Source organism: Citrobacter sp. TBCS-15, from assembly GCF_005280815.1.
GTDB lineage: Bacteria > Pseudomonadota > Gammaproteobacteria > Enterobacterales > Enterobacteriaceae > Citrobacter > Citrobacter werkmanii.
Map to the genome: position 1 here is coordinate 123,461 of NZ_SZWK01000018.1, position 20,590 is coordinate 144,050.

23 protein-coding genes are annotated in these 20,590 nt (G+C 51.9%); 9 read left to right on the plus strand and 14 right to left on the minus strand.

Translation table 11 applies throughout. The features are described from left to right. Window positions 1–159 precede the first annotated feature (159 nt). From FDW96_RS00730 to FDW96_RS00740, 3 genes are all read left to right on the plus strand, one after another. On the plus strand, window positions 160–1,137 hold the full coding sequence (locus FDW96_RS00730; protein ID WP_042312705.1) for a TRAP transporter substrate-binding protein: 978 nt from the start codon (window positions 160–162) through the stop codon (window positions 1,135–1,137). A gap of 62 nt (window positions 1,138–1,199) precedes the next feature. Next, window positions 1,200–1,709, plus strand: coding sequence for a TRAP transporter small permease (locus FDW96_RS00735; protein ID WP_079225607.1), 510 nt, complete (start codon window positions 1,200–1,202; stop codon window positions 1,707–1,709). A gap of 30 nt (window positions 1,710–1,739) precedes the next feature. Continuing rightward, the gene (locus FDW96_RS00740) at window positions 1,740–3,026 is read left to right on the plus strand and encodes a TRAP transporter large permease (RefSeq protein ID WP_003839607.1); all 1,287 of its coding nucleotides are present in this window, start codon (window positions 1,740–1,742) and stop codon (window positions 3,024–3,026) included. 91 nt (window positions 3,027–3,117) lie between these two features. Here the strand turns inward: FDW96_RS00740 and ridA are convergent, their stop codons facing one another. The 5 genes from ridA to pyrL form a co-directional block, all read right to left on the minus strand. Then, a complete protein-coding gene (gene ridA / locus FDW96_RS00745) occupies window positions 3,118–3,504 on the minus strand; it encodes a 2-iminobutanoate/2-iminopropanoate deaminase (protein WP_000047544.1) in 387 nt (128 codons plus the stop codon). 76 nt (window positions 3,505–3,580) lie between these two features. After that, window positions 3,581–4,042: an aspartate carbamoyltransferase regulatory subunit gene (gene pyrI / locus FDW96_RS00750; RefSeq protein WP_003025816.1), complete on the minus strand. Its 462-nt coding sequence runs from the start codon at window positions 4,040–4,042 to the stop codon at window positions 3,581–3,583. A 13-nt stretch (window positions 4,043–4,055) separates the two neighbouring features. After that, the gene (gene pyrB, locus FDW96_RS00755; RefSeq protein WP_038636743.1) at window positions 4,056–4,991 is read right to left on the minus strand and encodes an aspartate carbamoyltransferase; all 936 of its coding nucleotides are present in this window, start codon (window positions 4,989–4,991) and stop codon (window positions 4,056–4,058) included. A 2-nt stretch (window positions 4,992–4,993) separates the two neighbouring features. Next, the gene (locus FDW96_RS25615) at window positions 4,994–5,047 is read right to left on the minus strand and encodes a pyrBI operon leader peptide (protein WP_106875647.1); all 54 of its coding nucleotides are present in this window, start codon (window positions 5,045–5,047) and stop codon (window positions 4,994–4,996) included. After that, window positions 5,028–5,129, minus strand: a complete 102-nt coding sequence (gene pyrL / locus FDW96_RS00765; protein ID WP_003025819.1) for a pyr operon leader peptide — start codon at window positions 5,127–5,129, stop codon at window positions 5,028–5,030. Before pyrL ends, FDW96_RS25615 begins: the two co-directional genes overlap by 20 nt. On the opposite strand from pyrL, the gene FDW96_RS00770 reads away from it, so the two are divergent. After that, window positions 5,109–5,231 carry a hypothetical protein gene (locus FDW96_RS00770; protein ID WP_087857458.1) on the plus strand — a complete coding sequence of 41 codons (123 nt, stop codon included), beginning with the start codon at window positions 5,109–5,111 and terminating at the stop codon, window positions 5,229–5,231. The two genes, pyrL and FDW96_RS00770, sit on opposite strands and share 21 nt — an antisense overlap. On the opposite strand, the gene FDW96_RS00775 is transcribed toward FDW96_RS00770, so the two are convergent. The 5 genes from FDW96_RS00775 to arcA form a co-directional block, all read right to left on the minus strand. Next, window positions 5,228–5,707: an arginine repressor gene (locus FDW96_RS00775; RefSeq protein WP_042312701.1), complete on the minus strand. Its 480-nt coding sequence runs from the start codon at window positions 5,705–5,707 to the stop codon at window positions 5,228–5,230. The two genes, FDW96_RS00770 and FDW96_RS00775, sit on opposite strands and share 4 nt — an antisense overlap. A gap of 144 nt (window positions 5,708–5,851) precedes the next feature. After that, window positions 5,852–7,255 (minus strand): YfcC family protein, encoded by a 1,404-nt coding sequence (locus FDW96_RS00780; protein ID WP_137365053.1) that lies wholly within the window; start codon window positions 7,253–7,255, stop codon window positions 5,852–5,854. 55 nt (window positions 7,256–7,310) lie between these two features. After that, window positions 7,311–8,315, minus strand: a complete 1,005-nt coding sequence (argF, locus tag FDW96_RS00785) for an ornithine carbamoyltransferase (RefSeq protein WP_079225606.1) — start codon at window positions 8,313–8,315, stop codon at window positions 7,311–7,313. A gap of 55 nt (window positions 8,316–8,370) precedes the next feature. After that, a complete protein-coding gene (gene arcC / locus FDW96_RS00790) occupies window positions 8,371–9,303 on the minus strand; it encodes a carbamate kinase (protein ID WP_042312696.1) in 933 nt (310 codons plus the stop codon). A 9-nt stretch (window positions 9,304–9,312) separates the two neighbouring features. Next, complete coding sequence (gene arcA, locus FDW96_RS00795; RefSeq protein ID WP_038636756.1) at window positions 9,313–10,533, minus strand: arginine deiminase; 1,221 nt, start codon at window positions 10,531–10,533, stop codon at window positions 9,313–9,315. 672 nt (window positions 10,534–11,205) lie between these two features. Here arcA and FDW96_RS00800 point away from each other — a divergent pair. Continuing rightward, window positions 11,206–11,658, plus strand: coding sequence for a YhcH/YjgK/YiaL family protein (locus FDW96_RS00800; protein ID WP_121529891.1), 453 nt, complete (start codon window positions 11,206–11,208; stop codon window positions 11,656–11,658). 100 nt (window positions 11,659–11,758) lie between these two features. Here the strand turns inward: FDW96_RS00800 and argF (FDW96_RS00805) are convergent, their stop codons facing one another. Next, the gene (argF, locus tag FDW96_RS00805; protein WP_137365054.1) at window positions 11,759–12,766 is read right to left on the minus strand and encodes an ornithine carbamoyltransferase; all 1,008 of its coding nucleotides are present in this window, start codon (window positions 12,764–12,766) and stop codon (window positions 11,759–11,761) included. Between the two features lie 163 nt (window positions 12,767–12,929). Here argF (FDW96_RS00805) and rraB point away from each other — a divergent pair, with 163 nt between their 5' ends. The 3 genes from rraB to FDW96_RS00820 all read left to right on the plus strand — a co-directional run bounded on the left by rraB (window position 12,930) and on the right by FDW96_RS00820 (window position 15,164). After that, window positions 12,930–13,355, plus strand: coding sequence for a ribonuclease E inhibitor RraB (rraB, locus tag FDW96_RS00810; RefSeq protein ID WP_042312689.1), 426 nt, complete (start codon window positions 12,930–12,932; stop codon window positions 13,353–13,355). A 51-nt stretch (window positions 13,356–13,406) separates the two neighbouring features. Then, on the plus strand, window positions 13,407–14,165 hold the full coding sequence (gene miaE, locus FDW96_RS00815) for a tRNA isopentenyl-2-thiomethyl-A-37 hydroxylase MiaE (protein ID WP_042312687.1): 759 nt from the start codon (window positions 13,407–13,409) through the stop codon (window positions 14,163–14,165). Between the two features lie 168 nt (window positions 14,166–14,333). Continuing rightward, window positions 14,334–15,164: a topoisomerase II gene (locus tag FDW96_RS00820; RefSeq protein ID WP_137365055.1), complete on the plus strand. Its 831-nt coding sequence runs from the start codon at window positions 14,334–14,336 to the stop codon at window positions 15,162–15,164. 26 nt (window positions 15,165–15,190) lie between these two features. Here the strand turns inward: FDW96_RS00820 and FDW96_RS00825 are convergent, their stop codons facing one another. After that, on the minus strand, window positions 15,191–15,694 hold the full coding sequence (locus tag FDW96_RS00825; RefSeq protein ID WP_137365056.1) for a GNAT family N-acetyltransferase: 504 nt from the start codon (window positions 15,692–15,694) through the stop codon (window positions 15,191–15,193). A gap of 193 nt (window positions 15,695–15,887) precedes the next feature. On the opposite strand from FDW96_RS00825, the gene FDW96_RS00830 reads away from it, so the two are divergent. Next, complete coding sequence (locus FDW96_RS00830) at window positions 15,888–17,078, plus strand: YjgN family protein (protein WP_137365057.1); 1,191 nt, start codon at window positions 15,888–15,890, stop codon at window positions 17,076–17,078. An 82-nt stretch (window positions 17,079–17,160) separates the two neighbouring features. On the opposite strand, the gene FDW96_RS00835 is transcribed toward FDW96_RS00830, so the two are convergent. Beyond that, on the minus strand, window positions 17,161–20,016 hold the full coding sequence (locus FDW96_RS00835; RefSeq protein ID WP_137365058.1) for a valine--tRNA ligase: 2,856 nt from the start codon (window positions 20,014–20,016) through the stop codon (window positions 17,161–17,163). Beyond that, a complete protein-coding gene (holC, locus tag FDW96_RS00840) occupies window positions 20,016–20,459 on the minus strand; it encodes a DNA polymerase III subunit chi (protein WP_042312678.1) in 444 nt (147 codons plus the stop codon). The genes FDW96_RS00835 and holC overlap by 1 nt, the downstream gene beginning before the upstream one ends. Between the last annotated feature and the right edge of the window lie 131 nt (window positions 20,460–20,590).

The window sequence follows — 20,590 nt, forward strand, 5'->3', positions numbered from 1 at the left end:
TTTTTGTGAACACAGTCATCGAAATAAATTGTTACACCAGCTAGTCTGCACAGGTAACGTCGTTAAGAAAGTTTCTCGCTGCCCGTTTTAATTCCGGCAGTCATTTGCTCTGCAAGCTATTCCTGTTAATGGATATTATGAACTTCTGGAGAAGGACAAATGAAACTGACAAAAAAACTGTTAAGTCTGTGTATTGGCGCGTCCGTATTACTGGCGAGTCATGCAACGCTGGCACAAACTTTTCGCGCCGCGGATGTGCATCCGGCTGATTACCCGAACGTTGTCGCAGTGAAACATATGGGGGAGAAACTCAGCGCTGCGACAGATGGCCGTCTGGAGATTAAAACATTTCCAGGTGGCGTGTTAGGTGATGAAAAACAGATGATTGAGCAGGCGCAATTAGGCGCTATCGATATTATTCGCGTCTCAATGACGCCTGTTGCCGCCATTCTTCCTGAAATTAACGTGTTTACCCTGCCGTATATCTTTCGCGATGAAGACCATCTGCATAAGGTCCTTGACGGCATGATCGGTCAAGAGATTGGCGACCGTCTGACGGCTAATACGAAATCGCGGTTGGTATTTCTTGGTTGGATGGATGCCGGGACGCGCAACCTGATTACCAAAAATCCGGTGGTGAAACCGGAAGATTTACACGGTATGAAAATCCGCGTTCAAGGGAGTCCGATAGCACTGGATACCTTAAAAGCGATGGGAGCTAACGCCATCGTGATGGGCGTCAGTGAAGTGTTTAGCGGTATGCAAACCGGCGTTATTGATGGCACAGAGAATAACCCGCCAACATTTGTTGCGCACAACTATTTACCGGTCGTTAAAAACTATACCTGGAGCAAACACTTTATTATTCCTGAGCTTTTTCTGTTCTCCAAAGCCAAATGGGATAAATTGAAAAAAGAAGACCAGGAACTCATTATTAAGCTCGCCAAAGAAGCGCAGATAGAACAACGCAAACTTTGGCAAGAATATAATGCGAAATCTTTGGAGACCATGAAAGCCAATGGCGTTCAGTTCCACGATATTGATACTGACTATTTCTATAAAGCCACGCAGTCAGTGCGGGATAATTACGGTAAAGACCACCAGGATTTGATCAAACGTATTCAGGATGTGAAGTAATTCATCAGGCGGAGGGAAGCAATCCTCTGCCTGAGTCTTTTGATTAATTCGAGGTGATAATTATGGGTGAATGCTATTCATCGGTAATGGATTTTCTTTATCGGGTCTCTATGTGGATTGCCGGTGTCGCATTATTGGTTATGGTCGCTATTATCCCCATTGGCATATTTGCACGCTATGTCCTGAACAATGCCCTGTCATGGCCTGAACCGGTCGCCATTCTTTGTATGGTGACGTTCACCTTTATTGGCGCGGCGGTGAGCTATCGTGCAGGTTCACATATCGCGGTGAGCATGGTCATTGACCGTCTGGGGGAGTCCGCCCGTCGTTACTGCTCGATTGTCGCAGATATCATGTTGGTGGCGATCAGCCTGTTTATTCTCTGGTATGGAACCAATCTGTGTCTTGAGCTGTGGGATCAGCCCGTAGCGGAATTCCCGCTTTTAAGCGCCGGGCAAAACTATCTGCCGTTGCCTATTGGCTCCGCTATCACGCTGTTGTTTATCGCAGAAAAGATATTTCGCGGCCCGCAGTATCAACGTCCCGTTGTCATGCTGGGTTCAACCAGCTAGTTACCGCCCCCATTTCATTAAGGAAAGCAGATGGATGCATTTATTCTCGTCTTTACGCTTGGCATTATGCTGGCGATTGGGGTACCGGTAGCGTACGCGGTTGGCATTAGCGCCATCATTGGAGCCTGGTATATTGATATTCCGCTGGAAGCAGTAATGATCCAACTGACCAGCGGAGTAAACAAGTTTTCGCTACTGGCGATCCCATTCTTTATTCTGGCCGGGGCAATCATGGCGGAAGGGGGAATCGCGCGGCGACTGGTGAATTTTGCCTATATTTTTGTTGGCTTTATCCGCGGTGGGCTGTCGCTGGTAAACATCGTCGCCTCGACCTTTTTTGGCGCAATTTCAGGATCGTCGGTGGCCGATACCGCTTCTATCGGTTCAGTGATGATCCCGGAGATGGACAAAAAAGGCTACCCGCGCGACTTTGCCGCGGCGGTAACGGCCAGCGGCTCGGTGCAGGCGATCCTCACGCCGCCCAGCCATAATTCGGTTATCTACTCGCTGGCAACGGGCGGGACGGTGTCGATTGCCGCGCTGTTCATCGCCGGGATCCTGCCGGGCCTGTTGCTGAGCTTTAGCCTGATGGTGATGTGCGTGGCTTTTGCCCATAAACGCGGTTATCCAAAAGGGGAGCGCGTACCGTTTCGCCAGGCGCTGAAGATTTTCGTCGATACGCTGTGGGGATTAATGACGGTAGTGATCATCATGGGCGGGATCCTGTCAGGTATCTTTACCGCAACGGAATCCGCGGCGATTGCCTGTCTGTGGGCCTTCTTTGTCACTATGTTTATCTATCGTGACTATAAATGGTCAGAGCTGCCGAAGCTGATGTTCCGCACGGTGAAAACGGTCACTATCGTCATGATCCTGATAGGTTTTGCCGCCGCGTTTGGGGCCGTCATGACTTATATGCAGTTGCCGATGCGGATTACCGAAGCCTTCACCAGCATCTCGGATAACAAATATGTCATCCTGATGTGCATTAACATCATGCTGCTGCTGATCGGTACGCTGATGGACATGGCGCCGCTGATCCTGATCCTGACGCCGGTGCTACTACCGGTAACCAACGCGCTCGGCATTGATCCGGTCCATTTTGGCATGATCATGCTGGTGAACTTAGGGATCGGTCTGATTACGCCGCCGGTGGGGTCGGTGCTGTTTGTGGCCAGTGCGGTGAGTAAGCAGAAAATCGAGCAGGTGGTGAAGGCGATGCTGCCATTCTACCTGGTGCTGTTCCTGGTGCTGATGCTGGTGACGTACATTCCGGCGATTTCTCTATTCCTGCCGAAACTGTTTGGCGTGATGTGATAAATGCCCGGTGGCGCTCGCGCTTACCGGGCCTACAAACTACGCTTGCGTAGGCCGGATTACGCGAAGCCGCCATCCGGCACAAGCAGATTTAGCGACGAACGGCGATCGCTTCAATCTCGATTTTCACGTCTTTCGGCAGACGGGCAACTTCCACGCAAGAACGCGCCGGGAAGGTCGCGTTGTGCTCAGTGAAGAACGCTTCGTAGGTGGCGTTGACGGTAGCGAAATCGTTCAGGTCTTTCACGAAGACGGTCGTTTTTACGATGTCGCCCACTTTCAGACCTGCTGCTTCAACGATAGCTTTTACGTTTTCCAGCGACTGACGCGCCTGAGCGGACACGTCTTCCGCTACGGCGCCGGTTTTCGGATCGACTGGGATCTGACCGGAAGTGATTACCATGCTACCCAGGTCAACACCCTGTACGTATGGGCCGATTGCTGCTGGTGCATTTTCCGTCGCGATAGTCTTGCTCATGATTTCTCCTGAATTACAGCGGTAATAGAATGTTCCCGGCCATTATAGAGAGGCCACATTTCATAACCAACCCAAATTAGTTGGCCAGCACCACATAATGCGAAAACTCTTTTTCACAGTATTTGCATTTGAGTGCGATGTCATCAGCACGCTTTTTCACTGCAAAACTGGAAGAAACCGGCTCAGCATGACTGATACAGTTGCTGTTCGGGCACACCAGCACGTTGTCGATGCGCTCTGGCAGACTCGGACGTGATTTACCCACAACATCGTAATCGTCAATGCGGTTCACCGTTGCCTGCGGGGCATACAGAGAGAGCTGGTTAACCTGCTCGTCGGTCAGGAAGGTATTTTCGATTTTAATCAAGTCCTTACGACCCATCTCACCGGACGGCAGGTTCAGACCGATGGTGATTCGCTGGTCGGTTTCTGTCAGCTTGAACAGCGTCAGCAATTTAAAACCAACCTGTGCGGGAATATGGTCAATCACGGTGCCACGTTTGATGGCTTCAACCTGCAGTTTGTTATCGTGTGTCATCTCTTTTTCTCCCTTACAGTGCCAGTTCGCTATTCAGTACCAGTGCCAGTAACGCCTGGCGGGCGAAGATGCCGTTGCCAGCCTGCTGGAAATACCAGGCGTGCGGCGTCTTATCGACGTCGGTGGTGATTTCATCAATACGCGGCAGCGGATGTAGTACCTTCATGTTGGCTCTGGCGCCGTTCAGGTCGCTGGCGCGCAGGACAAACTGGGCTTTCACGTTGGCGTATTCGGATGGGTCCAGACGCTCTTTTTGTACGCGGGTCATATAGAGGATATCGACCTCCGCCATTACCTCTTCGATAGTGCCATGCAGGCTCCAGGCGATGCCCTTTTCAGTCAGCATATCCAGAATGTACTGCGGCATGGCCAGCGCATCCGGGGCAATGAAGTAGAAGCGGTTGCCTTCAAATTTCGCCAGCGCCTGAGTTAAGGAGTGGACAGTGCGGCCATATTTCAGATCACCCACCATGGCGATTTGCAGATTGTCCAGGCGGCCCTGTGTCTCCTGAATGGTAAACAGATCCAGCAGCGTTTGGGTTGGATGCTGGTTAGAGCCGTCGCCCGCGTTAAGAACCGGAACGTTACCAGAGAATTCTGTTGCCAGACGCGCGGCGCCTTCCTGCGGATGACGCATGACGATGGCGTCGACATAGGTGCTGATGACGGAAATGGTGTCAGCCAGCGTTTCGCCTTTTTTGCCCAGAGACGTGTTGCTGCTGTCAGAGAAACCTACCACGCTGGCACCCAGACGGTGCATTGAGGTTTCAAAGGATAAACGGGTGCGGGTGGACGCCTCAAAGAAGCAACTGGCGATGACCTTATGCTTTAACAGCTCCGGCTGTGGGTTCGCTTTTAATTTCGCCGCCGTTGCGAGGACCAGATTGAGGTCATCGCGGCTGAGGTCGTTTATGGAAATGATGTGTTTTTGATAGAGCGGGTTAGCCATGTTTATCTCCTGACGCCTGGGCAAAAAAAAAGCCCCTCAATTGAGGGGCTCGGAATGGGTGATCAACGGAAAGAAAAACGGCAGGCCAGCGTCCTTTTTCAGACGCGGTAAGACAAAATGTCGTACACACTGAACCATACATCCTCCCGGCAAATTGTCCGCGATTATACTCAGCTACGTTATGGGATCAAGCGAAAAATGCACGATTTATTCATCGCAAACGGTTCTTCTGAATTTTAATTCATTTTAAAGAGATAATTAATCTGCTTGTGAACCAGGCCCGTTCGCTGCACGACGCGCGGCGCGACCCAGACGATACTGCTACCGGCAATGACGCCCAGAACTTCCGGCAAGGCGTGATAATCGAGGATTCTGGCAACCGCGCGACCATATCCTGCTGCGGTGTGAATGAGGATAAACTCGCTATTGTGTTCTATGCTGACCACCATTTCAGCGATCGATCGCGCGGCATCTGGAGCGGGTCGTGACTGAGGATTCACAGAATAAATTTTTTGCCCTTTTGTGTTTCTTATTTTTATGGCCCCGAGCAACTTCAGCAAACGAGACACCGTCGACTGACTAATACTGGTAAAGCCGTGGCTTTGCAGGTCGCGGCGCAGCGCTTCCTGAGACAGGTAGCTTTTTTCGCTAATCAGGCGCTGACACATCGCCAGCTGTTTTTGCTCTTTGGCAGAGTAATCATCGAATTCCTTCATAAAATCACCTTATATTTATTATCTGTATCAATGCGATGGCGAAATTCACCACATTTGCAGTATCAATAACGGCTCAAACGGGCGGTTGTGCAGAAAAACGAGAGAACGATCAAAAAAGCCGCCGGTATCCGACGGCTAAAAGGGTTACAGCATCGCGCCGATACTCAGGACGACCATGTTCAGTAACGTCAAAATGAGCAGTAACGGAGCGACCCATTTCAGGTAACGCACATAGGGAACGCGCGCGATGGCCAGCCCACCCATCACAACCGCAGAGGTGGGCGTAATCAGATTCACAATGCCGGAAGCGGATTGATACGCGGTGACGACCAGATCCCTCTGTACATGCGCGAAGTCGGCCAGCGGGGCCATAATGGGCATGGTGAGGACCGCCAGCCCAGAGGACGATGGGACCAGGAAGGAGAGCAAAACTTCCAGCCAATAGGTCACATTGATGAAAATGGTGGTGGAAAGGCCGGAGACTAAATTTTCAGCGCTGTGCAGAATGGTGTGAGTGATCATGCCGTTATCCATCACCACGACGATGCCGCGCGCAATACCGATAATCAGCGCTACGCCAAGCAGATCCCGCGCACCGTCAATGAACGTACTGGTAAATGCCTCTTCACTCATGCGGGCGATTACGCCGACGATAATCGCAGCAGCCAGAAAAACACCGGATATTTCTGCCATCCACCACCCGAGTACCGCTACTCCATAGATCATTACCGCAAAGGCGGCGGCGAAAATCAGCAGGATCCATTTCCGCGTTGCCGTGAATTCCAGATTGGTATTGGTGCGACTACCGAGAAAATGGGCGCGGTTTTCCTCCATTTTATCCGCCACGATAGACAGCTCAGGATGGCTGCGAACTTTCCGGGCATAGCGCATGACCCACACCACACAGATCACATAGCCGATGACCAGCAGCAGAATGCGCATCAGCATTCCCTGAGTGAAGGGGATCCCGGCAGCGTTGGCAGCGATAACCGTTGCGAAAGGGTTAATTGTCGAACCGAGTGTGCCGATACCTGCGCCGAGCAAAACGGTCGCAGCAGCAACCAGTGGATCAAAGCGGGCCGCCATCATTACCGGGACGAGCAGCGTGTAAAAAGGAAGCGACTCTTCCGCCATCCCGTAAATCGTACCTCCGGCAGCGAAAAGTCCCATCAGGATGGGGATCATCCACTCTTCTTTGCCGTTAAGCCTGACCGTCACGCGTTCGATACCGGCGTCGATGGCCCCCGTTTTGTTTACTACGCCGAGAAACCCGCCGATGATCAGGACAAACAGCGCCACATCAATGGCGCCAGCGGTGTAGGTCTCGTGATTATAAAGACCGTCAATCGGTGCCAGCAGTACAGCGGTAATACCTTGGGGATGCGCCTCGGTGGGGGCATAAGTCCCGGCAACCGGCACTTCTTTGCCCAGGGTCGCATTCATCGCCATCTGATATTTCCCTGCCGGGACAATCCAGGTCATAACAGCGACGAGTGCAATAAGAATAAACAGGATGGTATACGCGCTGGGAAATTTGAATTTGCCCATGATGTTCTCCGGATAACTCGGGCATATGCCGTCAGGCGACATATGCCCGCAGGGGTTAGTCGCCGAGTGTCGCTACCATGACCGCTTTAATGGTATGCATCCGGTTTTCTGCTTCGTCGAAGACGATGGAGTGTGCTGACTCGAACACCTCCTCCGTGACCTCAAGCCCTTTCAGGCCGTAAGCCGCTTCGATTTCACGTCCAACTTTGGTGTGTTCGTTATGGAAGGCGGGCAGACAGTGCATAAATTTCACATTGGGGTTGCCGGTTGCGTTGATGACTCGCTGGTTAATCTGATAAGGCGTCATCAGGCTTACGCGTTCTGCCCATGCCTCTTTGGGTTCACCCATGGAGACCCAGACATCGGTATAGAGGAAATCCACGTCGTAAACGCCTTCCTCAACGTCCTCCGTGAGCGTAATGCGCGCGCCCGTCACGCCGGCGATCTCACGGCATTCGGCAACCAGTTTTTCATCCGGCCAGAAGGATTTAGGGGCGACGAGGCGGATGTCCATCCCCATTTTCGCCGCGCCAACCATCAGTGAATTACCCATGTTATTGCGGGCGTCACCGAGGTAGGCGAAGCTCAGTTCAGGTAAGGTTTTGCCCGGCGCGTGTTCCAGCATGGTCATCAGATCCGCGAGGATCTGCGTAGGGTGAAATTCGTTGGTCAGCCCGTTCCATACCGGAACACCGGCGAACTGCCCCAGCTCTTCCACGATCTCCTGGCCATATCCGCGATATTCGATGCCGTCGTACATACGGCCTAACACGCGGGCGGTATCTTTCATCGATTCTTTGTGACCAATCTGTGAGCCGCTTGGGCCGAGGTAGGTCACCTGTGCGCCCTGATCAAAAGCGCCAACTTCAAAGGCGCAGCGGGTGCGGGTTGAGGTTTTTTCGAAGATTAGCGCGATATTTTTACCGACCAGCGTCTGTCTTTCGCGTCCGGCCTTTTTCGCCGTTTTTAATTCGATAGCCAGATCGATCAGGTACTGGATCTCTGCCGGGGTGTAGTCGAGCAATTTAAGAAAATTGCGATTTTTTAAGTTAACAGTCATCAGAATGTCCTTGTGTAGGCCGGATAAGGCGCAGTCGCCCATCCGGCAAAATGGGTCATGCGTCGTAAGCAATGGTTTCGGGCCGAATCAATGTGCCTTTCTCTCCCGAGAGAATGGCCGGACCGTCGGCCAACGAGCCGATGCCTGCTATCCCATGGCATTGAGAGACAAAATTCGCGCAGGCGGTAACTTTTGGACCCATAGAACCGGCGTCGAACTGCATCTCGCCGAGTATCTCGGGGGTGACCTGAGCCAAAGGCCGTTGGGTGGGTTTGCCCCAGTCGAGGTACACCGCGTCGGCGTCGGTCAGGATGAGCAACGCATCAGCATGAAGCTGGCTGGCGAGTAGGGCGGCGGAGAGATCTTTGTCGATCACGGCTTCAATACCGTGGTAGCCATCGGCCTTTTCCACGACCGGCACACCGCCACCGCCGTTGCAAATGACCAGATGATCGCGGGCGATCAACGCCTGGATCGCGTCACTTTCAACAATGCGTTTGGGCTGCGGAGAGGGCACAACGCGACGGAACGCTTTACCATCGGCTTTGAAAACCCAGCCTTTTTCCACCTGCAATGCATTGGCCTGGGTTTGGTCGTAAATGGGGCCGATATATTTGGTTGGATTGCTGAAGGCTGGATCGTGGGCATCGACTTCAACCTGAGTCAGCAGGACGCTAATTTCCCGCTGTGGAAGCTGGTTTTTCAGCGCCTGTTGCAACATATAGCCAATCATTCCCTGACTTTCCGCGCCGAGAATGTCGAGCGGATAGGGGGTGACGCTGGCGTAAGCGCTGTTTTGTAACGCCAGCAGTCCAACCTGTGGGCCATTGCCGTGTACCAGAATCACACGCCACTGTTGCGTAAGCCGGGCGATGGTTTTTGCCGCCAGCTCAATATTCTTACGTTGGATGTCAGCTTCCAGCGGCTCGCCGCGTTTGAGCAGCGCATTGCCGCCCAGAGCCACAACCAGGGTCGGTTTATTTTCCATGACGTCTCCTTAAATGCCGTCGCGTTCCAGTGGGCAGCTCATGCAGCGCGCGCCGCCGCGTCCGCGTCCAAGTTCGTCGCCAGGAATGGGTAAAACGGTGATGCCGGCTTTGTCGTATTTCTCGTTGGTCCAGATATTGCGCTCGTAACCTACAACCACACCGGGACGTAGCGTCAGGACGTTGTTGGCGTCATTCCACTGTTCACGTTCGGCTTCGAAGGCGTCACCGCCGGTAGTAATCAGGCGAATTTGATCGAGCCCCAGCGCTTTTTCCAGGGCATGGACCAGCGTACTTTCCTGCGTCCGTTTCAGGCCGCCGCGCCCGTCTGGCGTCAGAGTCCAGCACTGCACGTCCGGGCGCACCACTTCCGGGTAGACAGAGAAGGTATCGATATCGATGTGGGTCATCACGGTGTCGAGATGCATACAGGAACGATGCTTAGGCAGTTCGACCGCGATGACGCGCTCTGCCTGGCGATGCTTGAAGAGTGACTGGGCAAGGAACTCGATTCCCTGTGGCGTGGTGCGCTCAGACATGCCAATAAGTACCGCACCGCGACCAATGACCAGCACATCTCCACCTTCTAATGTGGCGTGGTCGTAATTAATATTTTCATCACCGAAATATTTAATAAATTCGCCATCGGCAAATTGTGGGTGCCAACGGTAAATCGCCCGCAGATTATTAGTTTCTCGTTGCCGGGCAGTTTTAGCCATCGGATTAATCGACACGCCGTTATATATCCAGCAGGAGGTGTCGCGGGTAAATAAATGGTTGGGCAATGGCTTCATAATAAAATCATTAATATCATGAGTATCCACCACCATATTTTTTATAGAGGCAGGGATTTCGCCATAGGTCAGCCCGCCGCTTAAATGCCGTGCCAGTTCCCGGTGCTGCATGTCCGCAAGCCAGGCGCGGACATCGGCGGCGAAAGTGGGGCCAAGGCGATAATCAGAAATTTGCGTATCCAGCAGCCAGCTTTTAGCGTCGGGAATATCCAAGGTTTGTGTTAATAAATCAGTGAGTAACAGAACCTCAATTCCCTCCTGGCGCAGCGTGTTGGCGAAAATGTCGTGCTCTTCACCTGCACGTTCTACCGAAAGCACATCATCAAAAAGCAGCTCCTGACAATTGGATGGCGTCAGCCTTTTTAAGCTGAGATTAGGGCGATGCAGCATCACGCTACGTAATTGACCGATTTCGGAACCGACATAATGCTTTTCCATCATTATTCCTTTAATACGATTTTAAAAAATAAAGAGGAGATGGCTGCAAATGCAATTTATTGCAGTCATGATTTTTCAGCTGATTTCAGAATCTATATTTAGATCTTATTTGATACGGAAACGTGATTTGTTTCACAGTCGGTTCGATATTTGAATTTGCTTTCCTAATATATGAGATGGCTCTGAGATTTTAAAAAATAATAAATACAATAACTGAATTGCTACGCATGAATATGTCTTGTTATTTATCTATGTTAATTTTATGTACATTTTTAAAAATATATACACTTAATAATCAATTGATTTTTATGTGTTTTTTATTATGAGGTGAATGTTTATGCGGTTCTGTGATTCTATTATTTGTACGGGACAGTTTATTGCCAAATAAATATGGTGGCGAACAAAGCGAGTGGGGGAGGTGTGAATTGTGATCGACGGCTGGGTTTTATCATAACACTTTCAAAACCAGCAAGTTACCAGCAAAGAGAAAAATGAGAGGGTAAGAGTTATGCAGTGTTTATGCATAACCTGATGTGTTAGGTTAACAACTATCTAACATCATCAGCGATAAACATGCGTTGCCGCAAAATATCGGTAATTAGGAGTGGTATGGCAGGCCGTTTTTTCGTATAACAACAAAAATGAAACGATGTTTTAATTAAGGGGTTTGAGATGATTGTCGGCAATATTCACAACCTGGGTGCCTGGCTGCCGGAAGAGCTGCGTCAGGCGATTGAGCACATTAAAACGCATGTTACGGATGCGACGGAAAAGGGTAAGCACGACATCGATGGCGATCGCCTGTTTTATCTGATTGCCGAAGATATGACGGAGCCGTTTGCACAGCGCCGTGCCGAATATCATGCCCGCTATCTGGATATTCAGATCCTGCTCAAAGGGCAGGAAGGCATGACCTTTAGTACGCAGCCTGCGGGCGCGCCGGAAACTGACTGGCTGGCGGATAAAGATATTGCCTTCCTGCCGGAAGGGGCACAGGAGAAAACGGTGGTGCTGAACGAGGGTGACTTTGTGGTGTTCTATCCGGGGGAAGTGCACAAACCGCTGTGCGCAGTCGGTGCTCCGGCGCTGGTACGCAAAGCGGTGGTTAAGCTGTTGGTTGAGTGACGGACCGTAGGCCTGATAAGCGTAGCGCCATCAGGCACAACGGTGCAGATTGCCGGATAAGATGCTTAGCATCGCCATCCGGCAAATCAATCATGCAACGTTATTTTTTGGAAAGCGTCGCCACCATTACCGCTTTAATAGTGTGCATCCGGTTTTCCGCCTGATCAAATACGATGCTGGCGGGTGACTCAAAGACGTCGTCGGTCACTTCCATCCCGCCGTGCAAACCGTACTGTTGCGCCATTTGTTTGCCAAGCGTGGTTTGATCATCATGGAACGCGGGCAGGCAGTGCAGAAATTTCACCTGCGGATTGCCGGTGAACGCCATCATCGCGCTGTTTACCTGATATTTGCGCAGCAGCGCAATACGCTCGGCCCACTTCTCTTTCGCTTCGCCCATTGACACCCATACGTCGGTGTAGATGAAGTCTGCACCTTTTACGCCCGTGGCGATATCTTCGGTCAGCGTAATATTGCCACCGTTTTTCTGTGCCAGCGCTTTGCATTCTGCCACCAGACTCTCTTCCGGCCAGCAGGCCTGCGGTGCAACCAGACGCAGATCTAACCCGGTTAACGCGGCGGCTTCCAGCATTGAATTGCCCATATTGTTACGGGCATCGCCGGTGTAGACCAACGCCATCTCATTAAATGCTTTACCCGGCAGGTGCTCCTGCATAGTTAACAGATCCGCCAGTAACTGGGTGGGATGAAACTCGTTAGTTAATCCATTCCACACCGGCACCCCGGCATATTCCGCCAGCGTTTCCACCACTTCCTGACCGTGACCCCGATACTGAATACCGTCGTACATGCGGCCAAGCACGCGGGCAGTATCTTTAATCGACTCTTTATGTCCAATCTGGCTGCCGCTTGGCCCGAGATATGTCACACGAGCGCCCTGATCGTATGCGGCAACTTCGAAAGAGCAACGAGTACGAGTCGAGTCTTTTTCGAAGATGAGCGCGATATTTTTACCGGTGAGTTGAGCGACCTCGGTGCCGTTTTTCTTATCTGCCTTGAGCTGCGCGGCGAGCTTGAGCAGTGACGTGAGTTCAGCAGAGGTGAAATCGAGCAATTTCAAAAAGTGCTTCTGATAAAACGTAGACATGGTTTCCTCACATGGCTTAAGCCATTTATTGAATTAAAATTCAATTTATATGGATGTTTATTCACTTGCAACCTTGTTTAACAAATCTTTCCTGGAAAGGTGGAGGCAATGACAGCGGTATGTGACAATAAGAGTATCGGCAGGACATTATGAGGAACGAGCCATGGCAAACCCGGAACTACTGGAAGAGCAGCGTGAAGAAACACGCTTGATTATTGAAGAGTTACTCGAAGATGGCAGCGATCCAGACGCGCTGTACACCATTGAGCATCACCTTTCCGCGGACGACTTTGAAACCCTGGAAAAAGCGGCAGTAGAAGCCTTCAAGCTGGGTTATGAAGTGACCGAGCCGGAAGAGCTGGAAGTGGAAGAAGGCGACACGGTTATTTGCTGTGACATCCTCAGCGAATGCGCCCTGAATGCCGAGCTGATTGACGCGCAGGTTGAGCAACTGATGAACCTGGCTGAAAAATTTGAAGTGGAATACGACGGTTGGGGCACTTATTTTGAAGACCCGAACGGCGAAGAAGGTGAAGACGGCGACGATGAAGACCTCGTCGACGAAGATGATGACGGCGTGCGTCACTAAGTCATCTGCTGACCTGCGGTAGCACAGGCTGCCGCAGGCCAAGGACAACGTATGGATTACCCGCAAATACTCTCCCCGATCCACAACTTCCTGAAATGCAAAACGCCCCAGGCCTGGCTTGATAAAGCGCGAGACCCGGCGAATCTGCCGCTGTTATTGACCGATCACCTCGTCTGCGAACTGAAAGCGGCGCAAACGGCAATGCTGCTGGTGCGTAAGTATGTCGCGGATAAACAGGGATCGCAGGCGCTGTTGGACTGGCTGAAACCCTATGAAGCGTTTGCTTTCAGAGAAGGGGATGAGCCGGATTTTATCGCGCTGAATAAACAGATAAGCAAAAGCGTCATGCCGCAGACCGACGACCCGTGGGGACGAAAGCTTATCGACAGCATGGTGTTGCTGATTAAAGAAGAGCTACATCACTTCTCGCAGGTACGCGAGGCGATGATGAGCCGCAATATTCCTTACATCAAAATTACCGCCAGCCGTTACGCCAAAGGCATGCTCAAAGAGGTACGCACCCACGAGCCGCTGACGCTGATCGACAAGCTGATTTGCGGGGCGTATATCGAAGCCCGCTCCTGTGAACGTTTTGCCGCGCTGGCACCGTATCTGGAGGCTGATTTGCAGGCGTTTTATCTGTCGCTGCTGCGATCCGAGGCGCGGCACTATCAGGATTATCTGGCGCTGGCGCAGCAGGTTTCTGCTGATGATATCAGCGACCGGGTGCGATTTTTTGGCGAAGTCGAAGCCGCGCTGATTACCTCTCCTGACGACGAGTTCCGCTTTCACAGCGGCGTACCGGCTTGATTCTTTCCGTGACGTGCGGTGTTCAATCATCGCGCGTATTACCTCTTCCCCCATTTCCGCTAGCAAAATCTGGTGGCTGGAAATCGCTCGCCGCTGCCGTAATAATCAAAACACACAAAGGGGGAAATATATCCCCTTACCAGAGATTGTTTTGCATAAGGATGGTTAATGAACTGGGCACACGTATGGTTAGCGTGCTATATCGGGGTGGTGATTGCCATCGTCGTTGGCATGTTTCGTAAAAAAGGCTGGCTGGGCAAGATCTCAGGCGCGGTGGTCTTTGTGGTGGCGATTATTGCGTGGAATCTGTTTGATGTGCACTACCTGATCCCACGTGAAAACCCGGATTATGGTCTGACCGAAGAGCAGCAGTTTGAAAAGGCGATGCTCTCTAATCCGGCGTTTCAGGTGATTAAGGAACAGGAGCCCGCGCTGACACAAAAAATTATCAGCCAGGCAGCGCAGATGAAGAAAGCGGGGAGCAGCGAACAGCAGGTTATCGACGCGATACAGCCGCAGATTCTTCAGTTGCAGATGGCACGATTGCAGCAAGCTCCTGATGCCAATGTCATTGAATATATGAAAATTAATCTTGAGCAGATCGCCGCCGTGGCCAAAATAGGTGATGACGAATGCTTCCGCTTCCTGTTTCCGGCAGTAAAAGGGGGGATTAACCCGGCACGTCTGGTTCCGCATGAGATCATGAACCGTCGTATGGCGAGTGATATGAGTATGATGCGTGCTGCCTATGGTCCGAACAAACATACGGTCACGGCAGAAGAGAAACAGCTGGCGTTGCAGGATCTGCAAGCAATAAGTCCTGGACTAGTACAGCGCTATGGACCGGATATTCAAATCATGGCCGATCCGACTAAAGCTGTCGGCAAAGAGAAGATTGCCTGTGAGATAGTGCAGGATCTCTGGTCACAGGTGTTGAAGCTGCCGACCGCGCGTTCGGCCGGCGTGATTCGTCTGATGCTTTCAGCTGAGATGCAGTAAGGTTGCCATAGCCCCTCAGCGTAAGGTCAGAGGGGCTTTAACATCCGTACTTCACAATCCACGTGCCCAGTGCAGCCCAGCGCTTCGCTGATATGCTCAAAGCCTAAATGTTCATACAGGCGTATAGCCTCGGTCAGAAACGCGGTCGTTTCCAGATAGCACTGCTTAAAACCCTGCTCACGGGCGTGATCCAGCGCCATCAGCGCCAGCTTTTTCGCCAGCCCCTGACCGCGTGCGCTCGACAGGAAGTACATCTTTTGCAGCTCGCAAATGTCCGGTTCGCTACACCCTAACGGAGCAACACCGCCGCCGCCCACGATTTCACCGTTTTGCTCCACCACCCAGTACGCCGCGCCAGGCTGACTGTAAACCTGGAATAGTTCGTCCAGGTTAGGATCGGCAACGGTATAGCCTTTATCAGCGGTAAGCCCGTATTCTGCGGAAACCTGACGGATTACCGCAGCGATGGCGGCATTGTCTGTTTCGGTGATTCGACGTAGCTTCAGCGTGGAGGACAGCACAATATTCATAATATGGCTCAATTCTAAAAATACATTTATATATTTATTTAATACCACTCTCTTCTGTCGTGTGCAAGACGTTCCTTAATTGGAGAAAAATAAAAAACATTAAGTAATTAAAAATAGTATCGTAAGCGAACCAGTAATTAAATGCTGGTTTTTATTTTTTCTATTAATAGAATGCATGTTAGGGATATTATTCATGAATGAGTTTGTTCGTGGTCAGGAGAATCAAAGCCACACATTTGTTTTTACCGGTAAAGGATGGCAGTATTTTGTGCTTTGTCTTATCAATTTTTTGTTGAGTTGCATTACCCTGGGTATTTATATGCCGTGGGCGATAGTGAAATGTCGCCGTTATATTTATGAGAATATGACTCTTAATGGTCAGGCTTTTACCTATAAGGCAACGGGTGGCGCTATTTTTGTTAGCTTCCTGTTGATCATGGTGATTTATGGCGCGAGCGTGAGTTTCATCGCTCACGGTAGTCATCTCATTGGATTTACTTTGATCGGCTTACTGATAGCGGCCATTCCGTTAATGGCAATAAAAAGCCTGCAATATCAGGCGGCGATGACATCGCTTAACGGTGTCTGCTTTGGTTTTTCCTGCTCAAAATTACAGGCCTGGCTCTTTATGCTGCTCGTGCCAGTGGTGCTTTCTCTGGTTAACTGGGGTGTGGTTTATCTTCTGAGCCTGGCTACAGAATGGCTGGATGGCAGCACGGGAACGCTGATCAGAATAGCGTTTATTGCGCTGGTGGGCATTGTCGGTATGGGTATCACCTATGGTATTACCTATGCAAAATGGATGCAGTTGGTTGGTAATGGCGGGAGTTTTGGTATTCACCGTTTTGCCATTGACGTTAATATGAAAGCGTGCGTTGTAGGTTGTATTAAAGCCGTGCTGGTACTGCTGCCATTTGTTGTGGTGATAGCCTGGCTGATTGCTCCTATTTTTCTGCAAATGGTGATGCTGGCTGTGTTAGGCGTGGCTGATGACGCGTTTATCATGGAAAATCACAGCAGAATAATGGCTTGCTATTTCCTCTATTTCGTCGGGATTATTGTCGCCGTAAGTTATTTATATGTCACGCTACGCAATCTGTTTATGAATAACCTGGTACTGGCAGAGGGTAAGATTCGTTTTCATTCTTCAGTAACGGCGCATGGTCTGGTCTGGCGTTTTGTGCTGGTGATGTTTATTTCGGGTATAACGCTTGGGTTGGCTTATCCGTGGATGAAAATGTGGCTTGTCAGTTGGCTGGCCAGCAACTCCCATGTTCAGGGCGATTTGGATTCGCTGGCGCTGACTAACGACGACAATGCGCTGGAAACCGGCCCGGCGATGTGGCTTTCTCGTGGTGTGATGACCTACTTCCCGTTCATCTGATACAACAAGGCCGGAGCATGCTCCGGCCTTAAATTTTTGTGCCTGTTTGCCGGATTAGCGTAGCGCCATCCGGCAAACAGTGTTACAGCGCGGCGATGACCGCCTGCTGCTCAATCAGCTTCGCTTTCGCTTCTGCGTAACCGTCCAACTTCTCACGCTCTTTGGCGATCACCGCTTCCGGTGCGCGAGCGACGAAACCTTCGTTGGAGAGTTTGCCTTCGATACGGGCAATCTCACCTTCGATTTTCGCCACTTCTTTCGCCAGACGCGCCAGCTCATCTTCTTTGTTGATGAGGCCAGCCATCGGGATCAGCAGTTCAGCTCCGTCGATGATTTTGGTCACGGAAACCGGACCTTTGTCATCGGCAGGCAGCACGGTGATGCTTTCCAGACGCGCCAGGTTCAGCAGGAAGCTGCGGTTGTCGTTCACACGACGCATCGCGTCAGCGCTGCAACCACGCAGCAGCAGCTCCAGCGGTTTACCCGGGGCGATGTTCATTTCCGCACGAATGTTACGCACGGCAACGATCGCCTGCTTCAGCCATTCGGTATCGGCCAACGCGGCTTCATCAACCTGCGCGGCGTTATATTCCGGGAACGGCTGCAGCATAATGGTATCGGCGGTAATACCGCAAATGACCTTCACGCGCTGCCAGATGGTTTCAGTGATGAACGGGATGATTGGGTGCGCCAGGCGCAGCAGACCTTCCAGCACGGTGACCAGCGTATTGCGGGTGCCGCGCAGTTCAGATTCGGAACCCCCGGTCATTACCGGCTTGGTCAGCTCCAGATACCAGTCGCAGAACTGGTTCCAGGTGAACTCGTACAGAATGCCCGCGGCGATATCGAAGCGGAAGTTATCCAGCGCTTCGCGGTACGCTTTCACGGTCTGGTTGAATTCAGCCAGGATCCAGCGGTCAGCCAGCGACAGCGTCATTTCACCGCCGTTGAAGCCGCAATCCTGATCTTCAGTGTTCATCAGCACGAAGCGGCTGGCGTTCCACAGCTTGTTACAGAAGTTACGGTAACCTTCCAGACGCTTCATATCCCAGTTGATATCGCGGCCGGTCGAAGCCAGCGCCGCCAGGGTAAAGCGCAGGGCGTCGGTGCCGTGCGGCTCGATACCGTTCGGGAACTGCTTCTCGGTACGCTTGGCAATCTTCTCAGCCAGCTGCGGCTGCATCATGTTGCCGGTACGTTTTTCCAGCAGCTCCGGCAGGGAGATGCCGTCGACCATATCCAGCGGGTCAATAACGTTACCCTTGGACTTGGACATCTTCTGGCCTTCGTCGTCGCGAATCAGACCGGTCATGTAGACGGTATGGAACGGAACCTGCGGCTTGCCGTTTTCATCTTTGATGAAGTGCATGGTCATCATGATCATGCGGGCAATCCAGAAGAAGATGATGTCGAAGCCGGAAACCATCACGCTGGTTGGGTGGAACTGACGCAGGGCGTCGGTATTTTCCGGCCAGCCGAGGGTGGAGAAGGTCCACAGCGCGGAGGAGAACCAGGTATCGAGAACGTCTTCGTCCTGACGAAGCGCAACGTCGGCGCCGAGGTCGTTTTCCTGACGCACTTCGTCTTCTGTACGGCCAACGTAGACGTTGCCGTCGTTGTCGTACCATGCCGGGATACGGTGACCCCACCACAGCTGACGGGAGATACACCAGTCCTGAATATCGCGCATCCAGGAGAAGTACATGTTTTCGTACTGCTTCGGCACGAACTGAATGCTACCGTTTTCAACGGCTTCAACCGCTGGTTTCGCCAGCACGTCAGCACGCACGTACCACTGGTCGGTCAGCATCGGTTCGATAACCACGCCGCCACGGTCGCCGTAAGGGACAGTCAGGTCGTGCGGTTTAATTTCTTCCAGCAGGCCCAGCGCGTCAACGGCAGCGACGATCGCCTTACGGGCAGCAAAACGTTCCAGCTTCTGGAATTCAGCCGGGATCGCGTTGGAGTAAACGTCAGACTCTTCGCCTTTGGTGTCGTACACTTCCGCGGTTTCGCGGATGTCGCCGTCAAAGGTCAGAATATTGATCATCGGCAGGGCGTGACGACGACCGACTTCGTAGTCGTTAAAGTCGTGCGCCGGGGTGATCTTCACGCAGCCGGTGCCTTTTTCCATATCGGCGTGTTCGTCGCCAACGATTGGAATACGGCGGTCAACCAGCGGCAGCATCACGAATTTGCCGATCAGATCTTTATAACGCGGATCTTCCGGGTTCACGGCCACGCCAGTATCGCCGAGAATGGTTTCCGGACGGGTAGTGGCGACGACCAGATAATCTTTACCATCTGCGGTTTTCGCGCCGTCGGCCAGCGGATAGCGGATGTGCCACATCGAGCCTTTGGACTCGCGGTTTTCCACTTCCAGGTCAGAGATGGCGGTGCGCAGTTTCGGGTCCCAGTTCACCAGGCGCTTGCCGCGGTAAATCAGGTCTTCTTTGTACAGGCGAACGAAGACTTCTTTCACGGCATTGGAAAGACCTTCGTCCATGGTGAAGCGCTCGCGCTCCCAGTCAACGGAGTTGCCGAGACGGCGCATCTGACGGGTAATGGTGCCGCCGGATTCCGCTTTCCACTGCCAGATTTTGTCGATGAACGCATCGCGACCGTAGTCGTGACGAGTTTTACCTTCTTCAGCGGCAATCTTACGCTCAACCACCATCTGGGTAGCGATACCCGCGTGGTCGGTACCGGCCTGCCACAGAGTGTTTTTGCCCTGCATGCGCTGGTAGCGAATCATGGTGTCCATGATGGTTTGCTGGAAAGCATGACCCATATGCAAACTGCCGGTGACGTTCGGCGGCGGGATCATGATGCAGAAGGACTCTTTGCTTTCATCGCCGTTAGGTTTGAAATAGCCCTGCTTTTCCCAGTGCTCGTAAAGCGGCTGTTCGATATCTTGTGGGTTATATGTCTTTTCCATTATTTCCAGGTTGCCGTATTCAGGTTAAAACCAGCCACGCGGTAAGCTTTGTAGCGATCGCGTGCCGATTGTTTCAAAGAATCTTCGTAAGGGACGAAGTCTATCACTTCTGTGAAAGCGGTGGCAAAATCTGCAAAGCCAACGCGCAAACTGATGAGCAGGTCGCGCGGGCTGCTGTTGCGTTTTTCCGGCCAGGCAATCTCTACCGGTGCGCCGCCTCTGGGACCTTCACCCGCCAGATTATGCGGCACGAAGCTTTCTGCCGGTCTTGCCCACAGGGCTTCATCAAGGCGAAAGGCCTGCTTTTCGTTTTCGCAGGCGATCAGCACACGCTTGCCAGCACGCCAACGTTCTGCGGCAATTTCACACACCAGTTGCTCGACGGCGCTTAAGCCATCAACGGTAGTGTCATTATCCAGAAGATAGAACGTCGCATTCTTCATATATGGGGCTTCTTGTGGTGGATTTAAATACAAAGCCGGGTGACCCGGCCTTATCGCCTGATGGCAACGCTCGCGCGTCTTATCAGGCCTACAGCTTGCTGCTTTGTAGGCCGGATAAGCGTAGCGCCATC